Annotated in this window: 20 protein-coding genes and 1 pseudogene; 14 read left to right on the top strand and 7 right to left on the bottom strand. The window is 55.5% G+C overall.

The features are described 5' to 3' along the window. Positions 1–68: 68 nt before the first annotated feature. The 6 genes from KGA89_RS07805 (at position 69) to KGA89_RS07780 (ending at position 4,758) form a co-directional block, all read left to right on the top strand. Positions 69–740 (top strand): DsbA family protein, encoded by a 672-nt coding sequence (locus KGA89_RS07805; RefSeq protein ID WP_223471112.1) that lies wholly within the window; start codon positions 69–71, stop codon positions 738–740. Positions 741–990: 250 nt separating this feature from the next. Continuing rightward, positions 991–2,277 (top strand): OprD family porin, encoded by a 1,287-nt coding sequence (locus tag KGA89_RS07800; protein ID WP_003196762.1) that lies wholly within the window; start codon positions 991–993, stop codon positions 2,275–2,277. Between the two features lie 277 nt (positions 2,278–2,554). After that, entirely contained in the window at positions 2,555–3,301 is a 747-nt protein-coding gene (locus KGA89_RS07795) for a 2OG-Fe dioxygenase family protein (RefSeq protein WP_003196764.1), read from the top strand. Between the two features lie 13 nt (positions 3,302–3,314). Next, a complete protein-coding gene (locus KGA89_RS07790) occupies positions 3,315–3,752 on the top strand; it encodes a GNAT family N-acetyltransferase (protein ID WP_003196766.1) in 438 nt (145 codons plus the stop codon). After that, positions 3,749–4,462, top strand: coding sequence for an AzlC family ABC transporter permease (locus tag KGA89_RS07785; protein WP_069971237.1), 714 nt, complete (start codon positions 3,749–3,751; stop codon positions 4,460–4,462). The genes KGA89_RS07790 and KGA89_RS07785 overlap by 4 nt, the downstream gene beginning before the upstream one ends. Continuing rightward, positions 4,441–4,758 carry an AzlD domain-containing protein gene (locus tag KGA89_RS07780; RefSeq protein ID WP_013692053.1) on the top strand — a complete coding sequence of 106 codons (318 nt, stop codon included), beginning with the start codon at positions 4,441–4,443 and terminating at the stop codon, positions 4,756–4,758. Before KGA89_RS07785 ends, KGA89_RS07780 begins: the two co-directional genes overlap by 22 nt. On the opposite strand, the gene KGA89_RS07775 is transcribed toward KGA89_RS07780, so the two are convergent. Beyond that, positions 4,675–5,601, bottom strand: coding sequence for a LysR family transcriptional regulator (locus tag KGA89_RS07775; protein WP_003196769.1), 927 nt, complete (start codon positions 5,599–5,601; stop codon positions 4,675–4,677). The two genes, KGA89_RS07780 and KGA89_RS07775, sit on opposite strands and share 84 nt — an antisense overlap. 451 nt (positions 5,602–6,052) lie before the next feature. Here KGA89_RS07775 and KGA89_RS07770 point away from each other — a divergent pair, with 451 nt between their 5' ends. From KGA89_RS07770 to KGA89_RS07755, 4 genes are all read left to right on the top strand, one after another. Further along, on the top strand, positions 6,053–6,343 hold the full coding sequence (locus KGA89_RS07770) for a type II toxin-antitoxin system RelB/DinJ family antitoxin (protein WP_041475661.1): 291 nt from the start codon (positions 6,053–6,055) through the stop codon (positions 6,341–6,343). Continuing rightward, positions 6,309–6,623, top strand: a complete 315-nt coding sequence (locus tag KGA89_RS07765; protein WP_041475662.1) for a type II toxin-antitoxin system YafQ family toxin — start codon at positions 6,309–6,311, stop codon at positions 6,621–6,623. The genes KGA89_RS07770 and KGA89_RS07765 overlap by 35 nt, the downstream gene beginning before the upstream one ends. A 96-nt stretch (positions 6,624–6,719) precedes the next feature. Then, positions 6,720–7,130 carry an MbcA/ParS/Xre antitoxin family protein gene (locus KGA89_RS07760; protein ID WP_003196771.1) on the top strand — a complete coding sequence of 137 codons (411 nt, stop codon included), beginning with the start codon at positions 6,720–6,722 and terminating at the stop codon, positions 7,128–7,130. Then, a complete protein-coding gene (locus KGA89_RS07755) occupies positions 7,130–7,807 on the top strand; it encodes an RES family NAD+ phosphorylase (protein WP_003196773.1) in 678 nt (225 codons plus the stop codon). Before KGA89_RS07760 ends, KGA89_RS07755 begins: the two co-directional genes overlap by 1 nt. A 138-nt stretch (positions 7,808–7,945) precedes the next feature. On the opposite strand, the gene KGA89_RS07750 is transcribed toward KGA89_RS07755, so the two are convergent. After that, positions 7,946–9,553: a methyl-accepting chemotaxis protein gene (locus KGA89_RS07750; protein WP_027911787.1), complete on the bottom strand. Its 1,608-nt coding sequence runs from the start codon at positions 9,551–9,553 to the stop codon at positions 7,946–7,948. Between the two features lie 182 nt (positions 9,554–9,735). Continuing rightward, on the bottom strand, positions 9,736–10,677 hold the full coding sequence (locus KGA89_RS07745) for a LysR family transcriptional regulator (RefSeq protein WP_003196777.1): 942 nt from the start codon (positions 10,675–10,677) through the stop codon (positions 9,736–9,738). A 97-nt stretch (positions 10,678–10,774) separates the two neighbouring features. Between KGA89_RS07745 and KGA89_RS07740 the strand changes: the two genes are divergently transcribed. The 3 genes and pseudogenes from KGA89_RS07740 to KGA89_RS07730 all read left to right on the top strand — a co-directional run bounded on the left by KGA89_RS07740 (position 10,775) and on the right by KGA89_RS07730 (position 12,340). Beyond that, positions 10,775–11,539 carry an SDR family oxidoreductase gene (locus tag KGA89_RS07740; RefSeq protein WP_013692057.1) on the top strand — a complete coding sequence of 255 codons (765 nt, stop codon included), beginning with the start codon at positions 10,775–10,777 and terminating at the stop codon, positions 11,537–11,539. A gap of 219 nt (positions 11,540–11,758) precedes the next feature. Further along, positions 11,759–12,011, top strand: a pseudogene (locus KGA89_RS07735) (type II toxin-antitoxin system HicA family toxin). After that, a complete protein-coding gene (locus tag KGA89_RS07730; protein WP_003196781.1) occupies positions 12,008–12,340 on the top strand; it encodes a type II toxin-antitoxin system HicB family antitoxin in 333 nt (110 codons plus the stop codon). Before KGA89_RS07735 ends, KGA89_RS07730 begins: the two are co-directional and overlap by 4 nt. A 164-nt stretch (positions 12,341–12,504) precedes the next feature. Here KGA89_RS07730 and KGA89_RS07725 read toward each other — a convergent pair whose 3' ends face one another. The 4 genes from KGA89_RS07725 to KGA89_RS07710 all read right to left on the bottom strand — a co-directional run bounded on the left by KGA89_RS07725 (position 12,505) and on the right by KGA89_RS07710 (position 15,935). Further along, positions 12,505–12,783 carry a DUF3077 domain-containing protein gene (locus KGA89_RS07725; protein WP_003196782.1) on the bottom strand — a complete coding sequence of 93 codons (279 nt, stop codon included), beginning with the start codon at positions 12,781–12,783 and terminating at the stop codon, positions 12,505–12,507. Positions 12,784–13,172: 389 nt separating this feature from the next. Next, a complete protein-coding gene (locus KGA89_RS07720) occupies positions 13,173–14,162 on the bottom strand; it encodes an Abi family protein (RefSeq protein WP_003196783.1) in 990 nt (329 codons plus the stop codon). A gap of 503 nt (positions 14,163–14,665) precedes the next feature. After that, positions 14,666–15,082, bottom strand: coding sequence for a hypothetical protein (locus KGA89_RS07715; protein ID WP_223471111.1), 417 nt, complete (start codon positions 15,080–15,082; stop codon positions 14,666–14,668). Next, complete coding sequence (locus KGA89_RS07710; protein ID WP_223471109.1) at positions 15,075–15,935, bottom strand: hypothetical protein; 861 nt, start codon at positions 15,933–15,935, stop codon at positions 15,075–15,077. Before KGA89_RS07710 ends, KGA89_RS07715 begins: the two co-directional genes overlap by 8 nt. 346 nt (positions 15,936–16,281) lie before the next feature. On the opposite strand from KGA89_RS07710, the gene KGA89_RS07705 reads away from it, so the two are divergent. After that, the gene (locus tag KGA89_RS07705; RefSeq protein WP_223471108.1) at positions 16,282–17,331 is read left to right on the top strand and encodes a hypothetical protein; all 1,050 of its coding nucleotides are present in this window, start codon (positions 16,282–16,284) and stop codon (positions 17,329–17,331) included. The last annotated feature ends 108 nt before the right edge of the window (positions 17,332–17,439 follow it).

The following is a 17,439-nucleotide window of genomic DNA, read 5'->3' as shown; positions in this document are numbered from 1 at the left end:
GGCGTTTTTCCGCAGCTCTCCCGAGGCTACCCTGCTGTCATCGAATCCTGACGGCTAGCGGAGTTCCCATGACCACCCTTCACTACATCTACGACCCTCTGTGCGGCTGGTGCTACGGCGCCAAGCCGCTGGTGCAGGCCGCCCGGACCGTTTTGCCGGTCACTGCCCATGGCGGCGGCATGATGACCGGTGCCAATCGCCAGCAGGTTTCGCCGCAATTGCGCAATTACGTGATGCCCCACGACCGGCGCATCGCCGAATATTCCGGGCAGCCATTTGGCGAGGCCTATTTCGAAGGTTTGCTGCGTGATCACAGCGCCGTGTTCGATTCGGCGCCGCCGACCGCCGCCATCCTCGCTGCCGAACAGCTCGGCGGCCACGGCCTGGAATTGCTCGGGCGCCTGCAAACCGCGCACTACGTCGAAGGCCGGCGCATCGCTGACGAAGCCGTCCTGCTGGAGCTCGCTCAATCCATTGGCCTGCCGGCCCAGGCGTTCCTGGCGGCGTTGCGCGCGGTTGACGTGCAGGCCCATATCAAGGCCAGTCGTACCTTTCTGGCCCAGGTCGGCGGCCAGGGTTTCCCGACCTTTGCCCTGGAGCAGGACGGCCAGTTCATGCTGATCGACATCGGCCCTTGGCTCGGCAAACCCGAGGCATTCGCCCAATGGCTGACGCAAGCCTTGCCGGAGCAGGCCTCTACGCCATCGGCGGCCTGCGGTCTGGATGGTTGTTCGTTTTGATCGATTCTTAGATGTTTTTCGCCTAATTACAGACGATTCACGAAATTGACACACCGTTGAGGGCGCGACTAGGATTCGTCCTACGCCTGTGGCTAACAGCCATGACTCTTAAATAATAAAAAGGCCCGACACGATCATTCGTGGGCGGGCCTTTTCATTATTTTCAGGAGCAAGAGTCCGAAAAAGAGCGCAAAAGCGCCATTTCGGTTGCCCGCCGCAGTGCGTATCAACCCGTACAAGGAAAATAATCATGTTGAACAAGCGCATTAGTTTGATCGCACTGGGGATCTTGAGCACGACACACGCCATGGCCAACGACCAGGCTGAGTCCAAAGGGTTCGTTGAAGACAGCAGCTTGAAAGTGCTGTTGCGCAACGCTTATATCAACCGCGACTACAAAGATGGCAACGAAGACAAGGCCGAATGGGGCCAGGCGGCCATAGGTACCTTCTCGTCCGGTTTCACCCAGGGCACCGTGGGCGTAGGTGTGGATGCGTTCGGCCTGTACGCGCTGCGTCTGGACGGCGGTAAAGGCCGCAGCGGTGCGGGTGGCATCGACTTCTTCAAGCAAGGCGACAGCGGCAACGCGGCCGATGACCTGTCCAAGTTCGGCGCAGCGGTCAAGTTCCGGGTCTCCAACACCGTGCTGGCCTACGGCGACCAGATGCCGGCTCTGCCGGTGCTCAGCTACGACAACTCGCGCCTGCTGCCGGAAAGCTACACCGGTACGCTGATCACCTCCAAGGAGATCAAGGGCCTGGAACTCAATGCTGGCCGTTTCACCGCCGAATCGCGCAAGAGCGCTGAAGGCCGCGACAGCGGTGGCCTGAAGTCGATCAACGTCTTGGGCGGCAGCTATCAGTTCACCGAGCAGTTCAAGGCTTCGCTCTACGCCTCGGATGTCGAGGACGTATTGAAGAAGCAATACGTGAACGCCAACTATGTGTTCCCGCTGGCCAAGGATCAGTCCCTGACCCTGGATTTCAACGGCTATCGCACCAAGCTGGATAACAGCTACGTTCGTGAAAACAACGTCACCGGCGATGACAACAAGATCTGGAGCCTGGCTGCCACCTTCGCCACGGGCCCGCACAGTTTCACGCTCGCCCATCAGCGCAGCACCGGCGACAGCAACCTGGGTTATGCCTACGGCGGCTATCAGCGCGAGCAGAATCGGGTGGGTGATGGTGGTAACACGATCTACCTGGCCAACTCCTACTGGTCCGACTTCAACGCTGAAGACGAACGCAGCTGGCAGTTGGGCTATGGCCTGGACTTCACCACCTTCGGCGTGCCGGGCCTGACCTATAACGTCGCTTATGTGCGTGGCGACAACATCACCACCTCTACCAGCGAAGGCGGTACCGAGCGCGAGATCTTCAACCAGTTCAAGTACGTGGTCCAGAGCGGCCCGGCCAAGGACTTGAGCGTAAGGTTGCGCAGTTCCGTGCTGCGGGTGTCGCAGAAGTCCAGCGAGTACAACGTCAGCGGCAATGAGCTGCGGGTGTTCGTGGATTACCCGATCAACGTCTTCTGATGCCTGATCGCGTTGTAAGTGGATAAAACCGTGGCGAGGGGGCTTGCTCCCTCGCCATGCCTGAAGTGAATAGCGTTGCGGCCTCAAACTCGGGTGCTTTTGGCTTTTAACGCAAAAAACAACGCTGGAACCGCCTGTTTTCCCGAGCAAAAGTCGTACTAATGCGGCTTTATCCGCCGTTTCAAGCACCGCTTGAAATGCCTCAAATACTTTCTCATGGACGTAAATCCTGCACCTACTAGATTAGGCCGCTCAATGCAGCGGAGACCTATGAAAAATGATCGTTCTGAACAGGGAAGTGGGCGAAGCGCTAAGACGTGACAAATACGTCAACGTTCGCGGTGGGGACTTCAACCTCTACGGTCATTTCGGCGATTTTGTCCGGCTGACCAAAAGCTGGGAAAACATGGAGCCCGACAGTTACTACGGCCAGGCCGAGTCAGGCATGCGTTTTCGCCGCTACAGCGACTTCGAATACAACCCTACGACCCGTGAGCTCACGCAGCTCGAACACCGGGCCTACATTCAGTCCAAGGCCAACAACAGCTATGTCGGTGGACTGGAGCGACACTTCCAGGACTTCTCCAACGAAGTGATCAATTCGCCGGTGATGCGCAGCCTGATCGACACGGACTTCGAGGTTTACAAGAACGTCCTGCCACAGGAACTGCACGATGAAATCTGGCAGTGCCAGATCCATCAGATCCGCATCGAGATCAAGCCGGGCAAACAACTGGAAATCACCCCCGAAGGGATTCACTGCGACGGCTATCCGTTCAGCGGCGTGCACTTCTGGGGCCGTCAGAATGTGGCGGGTGCGGAAAGCCGCTTGTACAGCGCCCAGGAAGAACAGCTGGCGGCGACGACCTACGAGGACATCCTCGACACCACGTTCTTCCTTGATCGTGACATGCGCCATTACGTGACCCCGGCGCGCAACACCCATAGCCATGACATGGCGTACCGGCAGATCCTGGCCATCTCCTTCTCGCGGCCCGGGACCGCTTTCGACATTGTTCGCTGAACGGCTCGAACCCATGGACGACCCGGCGCAGCAGGTCCTGTTGCGCCGGACCATGGTCCGGGACGCCGAGCGACTGGAGCGGTTTTTTCGCGGTTTCGACGAAGTGTCGTTCTGCGAGTGGCAGGACGCGCGATTCTTGCGCGGTGTGTTATTGCAGGAAACCACCACCGCCTACCTGGCCATCGATGCGAGCGGTGAAGTGGTGGGCGCGGTGATCGGCGGCATGCTCGGTACCCGTGGCACCATCAATCACTTGGCGGTCAGCCCGCAGCATCGCACCAAAGGCCTGGGCCAGCGACTGGTCGAAGCCGCATCGGCTGACATGAAGCGGGTCGGCGTGCTGCGCATGTTCCTTTTCGTCGACGATGCTAATCTGGCCGGCAAGCGCTTCTGGGCGGCCCAGGGCTTCTGTGAGCCCCGGGGTGAAATCACCTTCGAGAGGGATTTATGAACAAGACTTCCAGCCAGCCGCTGGCGGTCGAACCACAAGCCTCGCGTACCTTTGCTGAAGCCAGTCCGGTGGTAGCGGGTTATTTCACGGTTTCGTTTGTGTTCGGTCTGATGGCGGTCAACGCCGGGTTGCCCTTGTGGTTGCCGGTGGCGATGTGCCTGTTCGTTTACGCGGGCGCTTCGCAATTCGCGGCGCTGGCGTTGATTTCCAGCGGCGCGTCGCTGACCACCATCGTGCTCACCACGTTCCTGATCAATGCCCGGCACATGCTGATGTCGGTCTACATGGCCAAGGCCCTGCGTGCGCTGGGGCTCAGCCGTTTAGAGCGCTGGTGCTACGCGGCGGGGCTGACGGATGAGTCGTTCGCGTTCCACAGCGTCAAGCTCGGCAGCGGGGCGCCGGTGAGCGTGCGCTATCTGGTCGGCTTCAACCTGTTCTGCCATACATCCTGGGTGCTCGGAGGCTTGCTGGGCGCCGTGTGTGCGCAGTACGCGGCGCACCTCATCAAATACCAGCTCGACTATGCCCTGACGGCGATGATGCTCTATGTGCTGGTTTCGTTGTGCAACACCCGCAACAAACTGATCGCAGCCCTGGCGGCTGTCGTCTGCATGGGCGGGCTGAGCCTGCTGGGCAGCTCGCCGTTCAATGTCTTCATTGCCACGTTCGTTGGCTGCGGGGTGGGTGTATGCCTGACCAAACGTTCCTGATTCTGGTCGTGGTCCTGATGATGGCCGTGACCTTCCTGCCACGCGCCCTGCCGCTGCAGATCAATACCGAACACTGGCCGCCCTTCGTCGCCCGCGCCCTGGAATACCTGCCAGTGGCGATCGTCGCTGCCATCAGCCTGACTCCCTTGTTGATCAAGGATCAGCGGATACAACTCGACCGCCCTGAGTTTTATGCCGCGATTCCGACGCTGTTATGTGCGTATTTCAGCCGCAACCTGTTTCTCAGTGTGGCGGTGGGCACGGCGGCGTACATCGCGCTCGGTTCGTTCCTGTAGCGTCAGGTCCACCACATCGTGCAGTGCCTGGCCGGACAACTCCGGATTGTTCACCGCCAGGCGGACCTCTAGGAAGTCCTCGAAATCCGGGAAAATCGCCAGGCCGTTGCGCAACGCGGCTTCCCGGGACACCAGCCCCAAGCCATCGAGCTGAGTGATCAACGACAACGTCAGCGTCTCACTGCAGGAATACACCATGCGCTGGCTCGAGCCGTACTCGCCCAGGCCGGCGTCGAGAAAGCGCAGGAAACTGTGGGAATACGGACATTCTTCTGCCGGACGCACCTGAAACTTGTCACCGAGCAGGCCAAGGGAATCGTCTGCGTCGCCACAATGGGCGCCGACCACCCGCACCTGCACATCGGGCATGGTGATGCTGGTAAAACCGCCCTGTTGCTGGCCGATCAGGATCGCCAGGTCAAAATCTTCATTCCTGAGCTTGCTCAGGTTCTCCATCGACTCGGCGTAGCTGAATTCCAGCTGATACTGGGGGAACACAGCGATCAACCGGTCGATCATTCGCCGGTTGAACTCTGCCGGCAGGGTGGTATTGAGCGCCACTCTGAGCGTGCGCTGTCGCGGGGTCTTGAGCGCCGCGACTTTCTCCTCCAACTGCCGGGTGGCAACCAGCACCTGATCCATGAAGGGGGTCAGTTCCGAGCCTTGGCTCGTCAACGTCAGGCCCTTGTTCGAGCGCCGGAACAACCGGAAACCGAACTGTTCCTCGACCTTGTTCAACTGCGCCGCCAACGCTTGCACCGTGAGGCACGAATGCTCGGCCGCTGCCGACAACGAGCCGGTCTGCACGATACGCATGAGGTTGCGTAGGGTTCTGCTATCCATGAGGTAATGCCCTCTGCTTAAGTGGGCTCGCTATTGTTGTGCACCTGGTCCGGGCCAGGCAGTGCATGCTGGCTATCATCATGCACCTTGCCACGGTTGTCGCGATTTTGTGCCGAAAAGCGCCGGGAGGCGATGGTTGGAGCTTATGCGGGATTTGGGGATTCTGCCCAGTCGGTGCTGGCCGGGATCAGTTAGCAGGGTCATAGGTGGGCTGTCTTGCGAAAAATCCTGCGTGAGTCTCGGAACACTCCCAACATCATGGCTGATCGCTCTGATATCCGTCCTTGGAAACTCAGGTTGAAATACGCCCCTTAATACAGGCGATGCCAAACCTGCCGTTATCCATGCAAGGCCGCTTATCCACCTGACGTTGACCCATGGCGGCAGTCCCACCACAATGTTTTTGAGGTAGCGCCAATGTAGCTACAAATTTAGCGATGAGGTTTATTTCATGGGTGCATTATTAAAAACCACCGACGTGCGTTGCCGCATTGATGAGGACTTGAAGGCTCGTGCCACCGAGGTTTTGAACGCCTGCGGATTGAGTGTTAGCGACGCGATGCGTCTTTTCCTGCGCCAGGTTGTTGAGACTCAGGGGCTTCCATTCGAGATACGAGTGCCTTCGGACAAGACCGCCCGGGCCATGATTGAGGCACGGGATATCCGTCAACGATTCAACTCGATAGACGACATGCTGAGAGAGGCTGATGGCGAAACCGGGAGAAAAGCAAAAACGCGCTGAATTGCCGAAGCAATGTGCATATACGTCTGAATTCAAAAAGTCCTGGGAGCGTTACAAACGGGCAGGGCGGCGCGATATGAATGAAGTGCGTCATGTGATGGTCATGCTTTTTTTGGGTGAGCAGTTACCGAGCGAATACATGGATCATGCCTTGACTGGTAACTGGGTTGGATTTCGAGAGTGCCATATTGGCGGTGACTTTCTGTTGATTTATGAGCATTCACGCCCGGACCTGGTTACGTTTGTTGACTTGGGAAGTCATGCCGAATTGTTCAAATAGGGAACCTACCGAGTCCGCTTGCGAATAAAAACTTAAAAATAATCCACATCTGTACTATCCTCTAGGCACCACCCCGCGACAAAGGAGCCCAAACCCATGGCGACTTCCTCCATTACCCTCAACGCACAGCAACAATTGGATTCCCCGGATGCGGGTCGAGTCGCGTTGAAGTTTTTCTTCAACCTCATGGCGCTCTGGGGCTGCAGCGTCGAGCAGCAGCGAACATTGCTGGGCAAGGTGGGGAACACGACCTTCTACAAATACAAACAATTGCCGGAAAACGTGAAGCTGCCTCGCGATACGCTCGAGCGCATTTCCTACCTCATGGGTATTCACAAGGCGTTGAGCATCATCTTCAGCAACAGCCGGGACCGTGCTTATCAATGGGTCAGCAGCCCGAACACCGCGGCACCGTTCAACGGCCAGTCGGCGCTGTCCTACATGCTGACAGGGCGGGTGGTGGACATCGCCGATGTGCGGCGATACCTCGACGGAGTGCGCGGTTAATGGTGCCACCACTGGCGGACCCGCAATGGAAACGGGCCTATCGGATCGTCAACAGCAGCTTCCCGCCGATTTCGCTGTTTGAAGACGTACTCGACCCGGAAGACCTGCCCACGGCCTACGCTCTGGAAGCGTTGACCAACGATCGGCTGATGGAACAAGCCGGCGTGCTGTCCCGGGTACGCCCCGAAGACCGCATTTCCGGGCCCGGCTCCTCGCCGGTGATGGCGGCGTTTACCCACATCGGCAAAAGCAGCCGCTTCAGCGACGGCACCTTCGGTGTCTACTACGCGGCCAGCAGCCAGGAAGCCGCCATCGCCGAGACCTGCTATCACCAGGCGCGATTCCTTGGCGCGACCAACGAGCCGGACCTGGAGTTGACCATGCGCACCTACGTCAACAAGGTCGTCAAACCCCTGCACGACATCCGCCACGACTACCCCCACCTCCACAACCCGGACCCTACCGCCTACGGCCCGTCCCAAGTGTTTGCCCGGCAGCTGCGTGAAACCCTGTCCTGGGGGCTGCTGTACAACAGCGTCCGCCTGCCCGGCCACGAATGCGTGGCCGCGTTTCGCCCGCCGGCTGTTTCGATTCCGACGCAGGGCAAGCACATTCGGTACGTCTGGAGTGCCCAGAAGCGGGAGATTTCGTTTGTGTTTGAGGTGAGCGAGGTGTGAGTCAGGTTTCTACGGCGTTTTATGGCTGGGCAATAATTATTGCCCAGCCATAATTTTCAACAATTCGTGATTATTGAAATCAGAGGTTGCCACGCAGCCAACAGGAGCAAGCCTCGTCACAGAAGCGCAGTCGATTGATCAAATCTTGAACTGCTGCACCGAAGCCTGCATCGACCCCGCCGCATTGTTCAATTGATCCGCTGTTTGCGTCAGGGTGTGAATCGAGCGGGTGTTCTCGCGGGACTGCTCGGCAATCGACTCCACCCGCTGAGCCATCTCATCACTGGCCTTGGACTGCTCGGCAATGGTGTGGGAAATTTCCTCCACCACTTCGGCCGCATGCCGGGCACCGGTGCGGATTTCGCTGATGGACACCCCGGCCTGCTGGGCCAGGTTGACGCCTTCGTCCACACGGCTGACGCACGCCTGCATGTTCGCCACCGCGTCCCGGGCGCTGGACTGGATGCGCTCGATCATCGCGGTGATTTCCTGGGTGGACTGCGTGGTGCGCGCCGCCAGGTTGCGCACCTCGTCGGCCACCACCGCAAAACCACGCCCCGCCTCACCGGCACGGGCGGCTTCGATGGCGGCGTTGAGGGCCAGCAAATTGGTCTGCTCGGCGATGCTCTTGATCACCTGGATGATGGAATGAATGTCCTCGGACGATGCGTCCAGTGCCGTGATCTTGCTGGACGACTGGTTGACCACTTCAGCGATCCGGTTCATGCCCTCCACCACCCCGAGAATCACCTGGCCACCGCTGCTCGCCAAATGTTCGGACTGCGCGGAAATCGTCCGGGCGCTGTCGGCGTGCTGATGGATCTGGCTGATGTTCGCTATCATCTGCTCCATGCTTGCCGCCATGCTGGTCGCGCTCTGGGCCTGCTGATCGGCGCTGGACACAATCTGCCGCGCCGTATCGCCCAGGTGCCGGGACGTGCCGTGCAACTCATCGCTCTGACCGCGGATAGTGGCGATCATCTGCCGCAGATTGGTCTGCATCTGCTCGATCACACCTTGCAACTGACCCAGCTCATCCTTGCTCTGGGCCCCCATCGAGCGCTGCAAGTCCCCTTGGGAAATCGCCTGGGTATTGAGGATGATCTTGTTCAGCGGCGTAAGTACCGCCTTGAGCAGGCTCCACGACAACAGCGCCAGCGCCACACAAGTGGCCAACAAGGTAACGATCAGCCAGGTTTGCGAGGTTTGAATGCTGCTGTCCTGATGCTCGCGGGACGACTGCGCCTGGTTCTCGATCAGTTCGCTCACCGCCTCGTTGCGTTCCTCCAGCGCTGAAAACGCCTTGTCGAACTCTGCGCGCAACGCATGGCCATCCTGGGAACCACTCAGTGCCTTGCCGATTATTTGCTTGGCTTTGTCGATATAGGTTTCGACCTGTGGTTTGAGCTCGCCAATCGCCTTGGCGACATCCCCTGGCAACTTGGCCTCGGCGTTTTCGGCGATAACCTTGCGCATCCGCTGCGTATGCTCATCGAACGCCTCAAGCACCTCCTTCGCCCCCTGGGCATCGCCCGGCTTCACCAGCAGAGCGGCGAGCACATCGGCACGAATGGCGTCGTGCATCATGTCCGCCTCCATGTGCTTGCGCATGGCCGAAATACTGGTCTCGTTCTGCACCAGGGCCTCGGTCATGGAGTGATAACCCCACAACCCGATACCACCGAGCAACAGCGCAAAAGAAAGACTGACCAACCCCGAGCCTATGACCTTGGTGCGGATCTTCATGCTTACTGCTCCTGGAGCGGGGAATTCTGGGAAAGTGTAGTCGAGTGCCGGCGGAGCCTTGGGACGGGCCAGGCTCCTATTTGGGTATCGGCGGGGTAAATGATTAGATGAATACGCCGCAGACTGTCTGGACAGGAGGCAGGGTCGAGGGAGTTTTTCTCGCGAGGGTGCGAAGCAAGCGCCTACGCCTTCGCCACGATCTCGTCCCACGCTGTGGGGGTGGGGAATAGCTCGCTCAGAAAACCCACAAACGCTTTAACGTTAGGGCTTCCCCGACGGCTTTCAGGCCACAAGGCGGTGATGGAGAAACGGTCGACGGCGAACTGTGGAAAGAGCGGCTTCAGTTCTCCCCGGGCAACATAGGGCGCTGCGACATAAGTGGGTGAAATGCCGATGCCACCGCCCGCTGCGAGCACCGCGGCAACCGCATCGCTCGCGTCGATGACGATGGCTGCGTCGGGTGCGATCTCCACCATTCGGTCCCCCACGCTAAATGGCCAGCGCAGCGCTTGACCCGAACTCTGGTAGCGAAAATTCACGCAGTCATGGTCGGCCAGATCACTGAGTTCCAGCGGCGTGCCGCGTTTGGCTAGATAGGCTGGCGAGGCAAAAGCGCAAATTCGATGCGGTCCCAGCGTACGAGAAATGAGTCGCGAATCGGCCAGATCGCCCACGCGCACGGCCACATCGATGCCTTGTTCAACGATGTCCGAAAACTGATCGCCCAAGCGCAAGTCGATGGCGAGCTTGGGGTAGCGCTCGCGAAACCTGGGAATCGCCGGCGCCAATATGTTCAATCCGATAGGCGGTGGCGCTGTCACTTTCAAGATGCCGGAGGGCTCAGCGCGCGAGGCCGCTGCGGCCTGCTCAATGTCCTCCACCTCGCGCAGAATCCGCAGCGCCCGTTCGTACAGATCCCGTCCTTCAGCTGTCAGGGTGAGCGAGCGGGTGGTGCGGTTGAACAAACTCAGCTCGAAATGCTGCTCCAGGCGTTGCACGCTCTTGCTGATGGCGGACGGCGACACTGATAAATCGCGCGCTGCAGCGGTATAACTGCCCAAAGAGGCCGCTCGGGCAAAGGCAATGAGACCGGTAAGGCGGTCCAACCCTATTTGTTCCTTCATGGCATCAGTAAAGCGACTTCCGCCCTAATTATCAATGTTGTATCGAGCCTTTAGTCTTTGCCCATCGACGCCATCAAGGCGTTCAAGGAGAGAGACCATGAGCCATTTCACTGCTACCCAAAACGCATTGACCCAACCGCTTCCAGCCCAACTGGACGGCCGCACCGTGGTGATTTTCGGCGGCACGTCCGGCATCGGTTTAGCCGCCGCGACTCAGGCCAAAGCTGCCGGGGCATTCGTGACCGTGATCGGTTCCAACGCCGAGCGTGCCGAGCAGGCTGCCCTGGAACACGGGCTCGCCGGCTGGCGTGTTGCTGATGTCACCCATAGCGAGGCTATCTACACCGCCTTGGCGGACATCCCGCACGTGGATCATTTGGTTCTACTCGCCGGCACATTTGTGGGTGGTAAGGTGCTGGATGCTGAAATCGATCACCTGCGCCGGGCGTTCGAAGAGCGGATGTGGGCTTCTGTGCACGCCATTCGCGCGCTCGGGGATCGTTTGTCCAAGGACGGCTCCATCACCTTTATCTCTGGCTGCTTGGCCGACCGGCCCAATGCGCACGGCACTGCTGTGCTCGCTGCTGCTTCGGCCGCGATGGAAGCATTGGCACGTGGCCTGACCCTCGAACTGGCGCCTGTTCGCGTCAACACCCTGTCTCCAGGCCCGATCGATACGCCCATTTTCAGCAAAGCCCTGGGTGAAGGGCGCGATGCGTATGTTCGTGCGTGGGCACAAGCGTTGCCATTGCATCGTGTGGGTACTGCTGCTGAAGCAGGTGCGGCTACCGTTTTTCTGATGACCAACACGTTTATGAACGGCGCCACGTTGAACATTGATGGTGGGGCTCGGTTGGTCTGACTGGTACGAGAAGGGGTTAGGCCAGGGCCTCTACCGAGGGGGCAACGAGGGCGATATTTCGAGGCCATTTAGAAATGAGTAGAAAATATTATTTTCAGGTGTGGACGCTTGTTGAACGCTATCGTGGCCCGATCCAAGACCCCGGATAGGCCGTGCCAAGTTTGGCTCTACTCAATCAGCATTGGTTACCTATCGCGAACGGTATCATAGTGTAATACCATTAATAGCAAGCAGCTCAGCACCCTAAAGGCCGGCTTCTCGAAGCCCGCTCCGGCGACATTGGAATGGGCTCGCATCGAATCGCTGTTTGGTGCCGCAGGCGCCAAGACCATTGAAGGCAATGGGTCGCGAGTACGGTTTGAACTGAATGGTGGTCGGTACCTTCCACCGGCCACACCCCGATAAAGAAGCAAAGCCCTATCAGGTTCGTGATGCTCGGGCTTTCCTTGAACTAGCAGGCGTTACCCCATGAACGTGATGAGTTACCAGGGCTATGCCGCCCGAATCGAATACAGCGAAGAGGACGGCCTGTTTGTAGGCCATATCGCAGGCATTAAAGATGTTGTTGGCTTCCATGGAGAGTCGGTTCAGGAGTTGCGAGCTGCGTTTGAAGAGGCAGTTGTCGATTACCTCGACACTTGCGCCAAGCTCGGCCGTGCTCCACAGAAACCCTACTCAGGAAAGCTGAGCCTACGACTGGCTCCGGCTCTTCATGCCACAGTGGCTGCCAAGGCAGAGTTGGCTCACAAGAGCATCAATCAGTGGGTTTCCGACGTTCTGGATCGCGAAGTCCACGCCTGATCCTGGCACCAAAACGGGGACTGACTAGATTGATTCAGTGTTTGTCCGTAACCCCGTGGCGAGGGAGCTTGCTCCCGCTGGGCTGCGAAGCGCCCTTTTTTTAATCCGCTCCCGCAAATGAAATTCAATGCTGCCCCGCTCGGAGCAGCATTGCACAGCGACTCTTAAGCAGAATTACTCCCCGGCGCCTCCAGCACCTTCACCACATCATCGATGACGGCCTTGCTCATATCCTGCAAATAACACGACGCCCAGGCATACCGATCCGTGCCGCGAATCATCGCCGCGTCCTCGGCCAGGACCTTGGCAACGTGGAGCAGGTCGGAAGCGTGGGACAGGGCTTCGCCGATGGGTATGCCGCTGTTGACGCGGAATAGCGGGCGGTCGGAGTGGTAGGAGAAGGGGGTTAGGCCTGGGGTTTTGAGGTCTTTGGGATGGGTCATCGCGCACCTCCATTTGCTAATTGGCGGCAGGTGGTGACTAGCAAAGCGATAAAGCGAGACTGCAGCAGATCCAAGGCATGCATCGATAAACTCCCATATCAAATGAGAGCTGCCACGTTCGTTCTCAGGCGAATGGGTGGCAGCTGTGCGCAGGCTGAGAAACCGGAGATACAGGAACCCGGCAGACCCGAAGGTCTCCCACGCACAGCCGCCATTGCACGGAATGAGCAATCAGGGTCTGTCCCCGTTTCCCCCCTAAATAGACTGCCATGCCCAAATAGATATGCAGCGCGTCTTTTGACAGTCCGGTTGCCGACACAATGGCGAGCTTGATGCTTTGCGAGGTTGAGTATCCATATCAATTCCTCCTCTCTGCGCCATTGCCAGGCTTACGCTAGACCCCATTGCTGTTGATCTTTCCAATCATTTGGAAATCCCATGAGTAGCAGATGATCCACTTTCTGCTGATCCATGATTTCGGCCAGGCGGAGCTTCCACTGGCTGTCTGGGCTGATCAAGTCGGTTAGGTAGGCCAGCATCGTCAATACAACGTACAGCCGCTGCTTGGGCTGAGGCCGGTCGGCGGGAGCCGTTGGGATGACCCATTCTTTAGGTAAGGATGGTCGAATCGAGAGCTCCCGGTTCCATAGCCGTGAGTGGTGGGCACAGCAGTTTCGAATGAAGGTCAGCGTGTGAAGCCAGGAGGCCAATACTTCGAAGGGCAGGCTGAATCGGGTGGCGATAGCTTTCTTATCGGCGCTTCTGCCTATGGCATTGAAGAGGGTAGATACCGTCCCAAGGCTGAGTTCTTCCAGGACTGCCCAAGCGGGCGGCAGCTCAGGGTGGGCATAGGTTGCACCGTAATATCGGAAGTAGTTGTCACGCATGCGGTTTTCGATCCGCTGTTGCTGGAGCCCATCGGTCTGTCGGCCCTTTTTGATGCGGTCGATATCACGTCTGAGTTTGCTGCCCTCCTTATTCATTTGCTCCCGCAACGGACGCAACAGATCGGGGTGTGAGTATGACGAGGAGAAGACTGACGCGTCAGCTATCCAGTCAGGCCCGTATTTTGGACACATATGATTGCTGATGGTCGCTCGTATGGCGACTTCGACACGTTCGATGGCATCCATGGTGATGCGCCGCAACGAACCATCGAAGCGGTAGATGTCGACGATTGCCTTCAGTGTGCTGCCTGGCTTGAACGTGTGTTCAGGGTCTGGCTCCTGAAAGGGGCGCATGTAGGGACTCAGGCGAAACAGCGTGACCACTTCGAGAAAACGCATGGCCCGATCATCGTTGGCGATGTGCAAGCCTCGTTGTTTCAGCAGTTCCAATTGCTGTTCTACGCTGAGGGCCGGTTTGTCGAAGGGCCTCATGTAGTTTTCTCCAGGCAAAAAAAACCCGCACGATTTGAGCTTGCTGACTGGGTCAACCTAGGCTTGGCGGGTGTGTTGGGGTGCATTATAGGTAGGTGTAAGAGACCGTCAACGTTGCACTGACGTGAAATTGTAACGAGTAGACGCGCGAGTAAAGCTTGGTCTGTCGATGCTGATAAGGCAGTGCTGGACTTTATCCAGCTTCTAGGAGGTTTAAACCTCCCAGAAGCAACAAAGCCCTCGCATTTCTGCGAGGGCTTCGTCTTGTATGGTGCGGCACCAGGAGTCGAACCAGATGCTAAATGCCGAAAATAATTGAAAATACTAAATGGATATAATTTCGCTACCTCTAAAACTACCCTAAAGCATGGGAAACGCTTTAGGGCTTAGCAAGCGAAAGATAGAAGCATAGTGAATGCTTTTGTCTAGAGGGATATATTGGGAATGATATTTATTTTTTAAAGATTATGTGATTATTTGGAGTGGTCATAAAGCTATTGACCCTAATTAGCTTCCATTTTTTCAATTAAATTAGCTGCAATCCCATCCCTGAAATGATAAAAGGACGCAACAAAGAACCAGGTAACCTGAATTATGCCGAGTGGCATCGTTGGTTTTACCACCATTCCGCAATAGATAACCGCTGAGACTACAACAAGTAAGAATCTATGCGCAGTATAAAGGCCGTAATGTTGTTCATTGGCCCTTGCTTTAGCTTTAGCTACCGCCTTGGAAACTTTATACGTAACTTGACCAAAAACAATGCATGCGCCCAACGCCCAGTCGGATGACAAAAATATATCTTGCCAGCTACTTAAATAAAACTTAATTCCGATCAGTAAAATAAACGGCATAACTACATAGATGTAATCTGCCATTAAATCAGCGAGCAAAGCCCGCCGGCGGCGATGGTCAGACATCGAGAGCATTTTGATAATCTCGATTTCTATGGATGCTTAATATTTTATGAATTTTTGCTCTTCTAATCTGTGGCCGTCCTTTACCGTCAGGAGGCGTATAGATAGAGTATGATATTTCTGCGTCCATAATATCTAGAGGGCCGATGGGGGCTATCAAACCCGATTGATATCGATGTAGCCAGTCCTTATCAACTATCTTTGCCGGAAACTTACGTTCCATGGCTGCGCTTTTGAATGACCATACCGAATTGCCCTCATTCACCTGCACCATGGTATATAGTTTGTCCCTTCCGTTAAAATCAGAAGTGTCACCGATAAACATTTTGCTGGCGTCGCCGCTAAATCTCCACTCGGTATTAAATTCCGATAAATATTCGCTATTTGCCGCTCCAAGTTGCACGATTTCGCCGGATTGAAGCCTTTTGTTGGCATTTGAAAACTCAGTCAAAACGTATGCCAAGCCTTGTCTATCTATGTGGGGGGGGACAATAGTTTCCGGGATTTTCTTACTAATATCTGCTTCTAAAACGGTCGCTATTGAATTTACTTCAGCCTCGGTTCCAGTTTCAGATACATGCATTAACTCTGAGCTCAAGGTGCTTCCAGAAGAATATAGGGCTTCCTCGATGTAGTTTGCAATAGAACTTCCGACACTGCCTAGCTTGCTTATTATTGAACCGGTATCAACAGAGTTTAGCTCTAGCTCAAAAGCGATCTCCAAATCAACGGAGTTTGCCAGGAGTTGGCACAAATCTTGATAGGCATTTATATAAAGACCCATTGCTTCAAAAACCTGAGCGGGGTTTTTTCTTTTTTGAAGATAGTCAATTTTTATGGCAAGCTCGGTGTTCATTAAAAATCCATTTATGACGAGATTCTTTGAAATATGAGGATTGACATCTAAGGATGGATCCAGAGTTTGGAGCGGTACTATATGGCCATTACTTTTTTTATGCAAATCCTGGCGATCACGTCAGCTGTTAGTGATAGACCTTGCCTCGCTCGTTAGAGCAGTTGCTTTCGAGGGGCTAAAAGTAAGACTCAAAGCATAGTGATTTTATTGCTCTGTTATTGGGGGAATAGATGCGTCACTTTAAAAAACTGTAGGTTCGGTTGTCTAGAATGGTAGGGCGTGTATAAGCCAAAAATCTCGTTTTTTCAACTAATTAAATATAGTACGAAAAGGAGTGTCAGTTATCATGAGGCTTTCGCATTACAACCTTTCTCCTATAAAGCATGCGGAAATTTTTGAAGACTTCTGTTGTGACCTATGGCGCCAAATCTGGAAGTCTAAGAATACTCAAAAACACGGACGTAAAGGGCAAACTCAGTGTGGTGTAGATGTTTTCGGTATACCGGATGGTGAGCTTAAATTTCAGGGTGTTCAATGTAAAAGTAAATCTAATTTAGTGCATTCAAAATTAACCGCAGCGGAGGTACGGAGCGAAGTGGCGGAAGCCGTGAAATTCGACCCGCCCATCGCTCACCTGATTATTGCCACCACGGGGCCAAAAGATATTTCAATTGAAAAGCTCGCTCGTGAAATAACTCTTGAAAACTTAAAGAACGGATTGTTTATGGTTACAGTTCTAGGGTGGGAAGATATTGTTCTTCTGCTTGACGAGCATGAGTCTGTGGCCAAGAAATACTATCCCAACATGTACAATACCGATTCTCTCAGTAAAAAACAGGAAGCGTTTCTTGTCGCGAGCAACCCGACTAAGTTAGTGATGCGCGAGTTGAGCTTCAAAGAGTTCATTGGGGATAATGAGCCCTACTTGACACTGGAGCTAGAGAATACTACCAAACTTGATGCTCATGCATTGGAGGTTTCAATCCTCCTTCCGAAAAAGCCGGGAGAGACTGACTCAGAAATTGCAAAATTTTCCCCTAGCAAGTGCATAGATATCTCTAAGGTTAAAAATTTCTCAGTTACTGCAACAACGAAGCAACTAATCCCCTTAGCTCCTCGTTCTGAGGTACATCAAATACTTAGCAGGGATCTTGCTGAACACCGTCTTGTTGGCACGGGACTAAGCCCGGAGATTCCTCATGATTTATCGTCAAAAATAAGAGGTCTTCATGGGGAAATACACTTCCCGCGTCTATCAATTAGCTCCATAGGCTTTGGGGTTATGGTTAAATGGAGAACGATCTTTGAGCAGGAATTTAGCGTTGTTTGCGGCGGCTTCTTATATTACTGGGATGAGGTCGCAGACCTACGCTTTGCAGAGTTAACGGGAAATTAATAGTAAAGAAAAATAGTAAGTAGATGGGAGATAGGGGCAGGCTACGATTTAATATGAGTCTGACAAAGCGTGGTATGCCCCCTTGCTTTCTCGGTGTAGTAAACCTCC

This window comes from Pseudomonas sp. A-RE-22 (assembly GCF_019956035.1).
Lineage (GTDB): Bacteria > Pseudomonadota > Gammaproteobacteria > Pseudomonadales > Pseudomonadaceae > Aquipseudomonas > Aquipseudomonas brassicacearum.
Note: the sequence above shows the minus strand (reverse complement) of the source record. Positions and strands in the feature narration are given on the sequence as shown.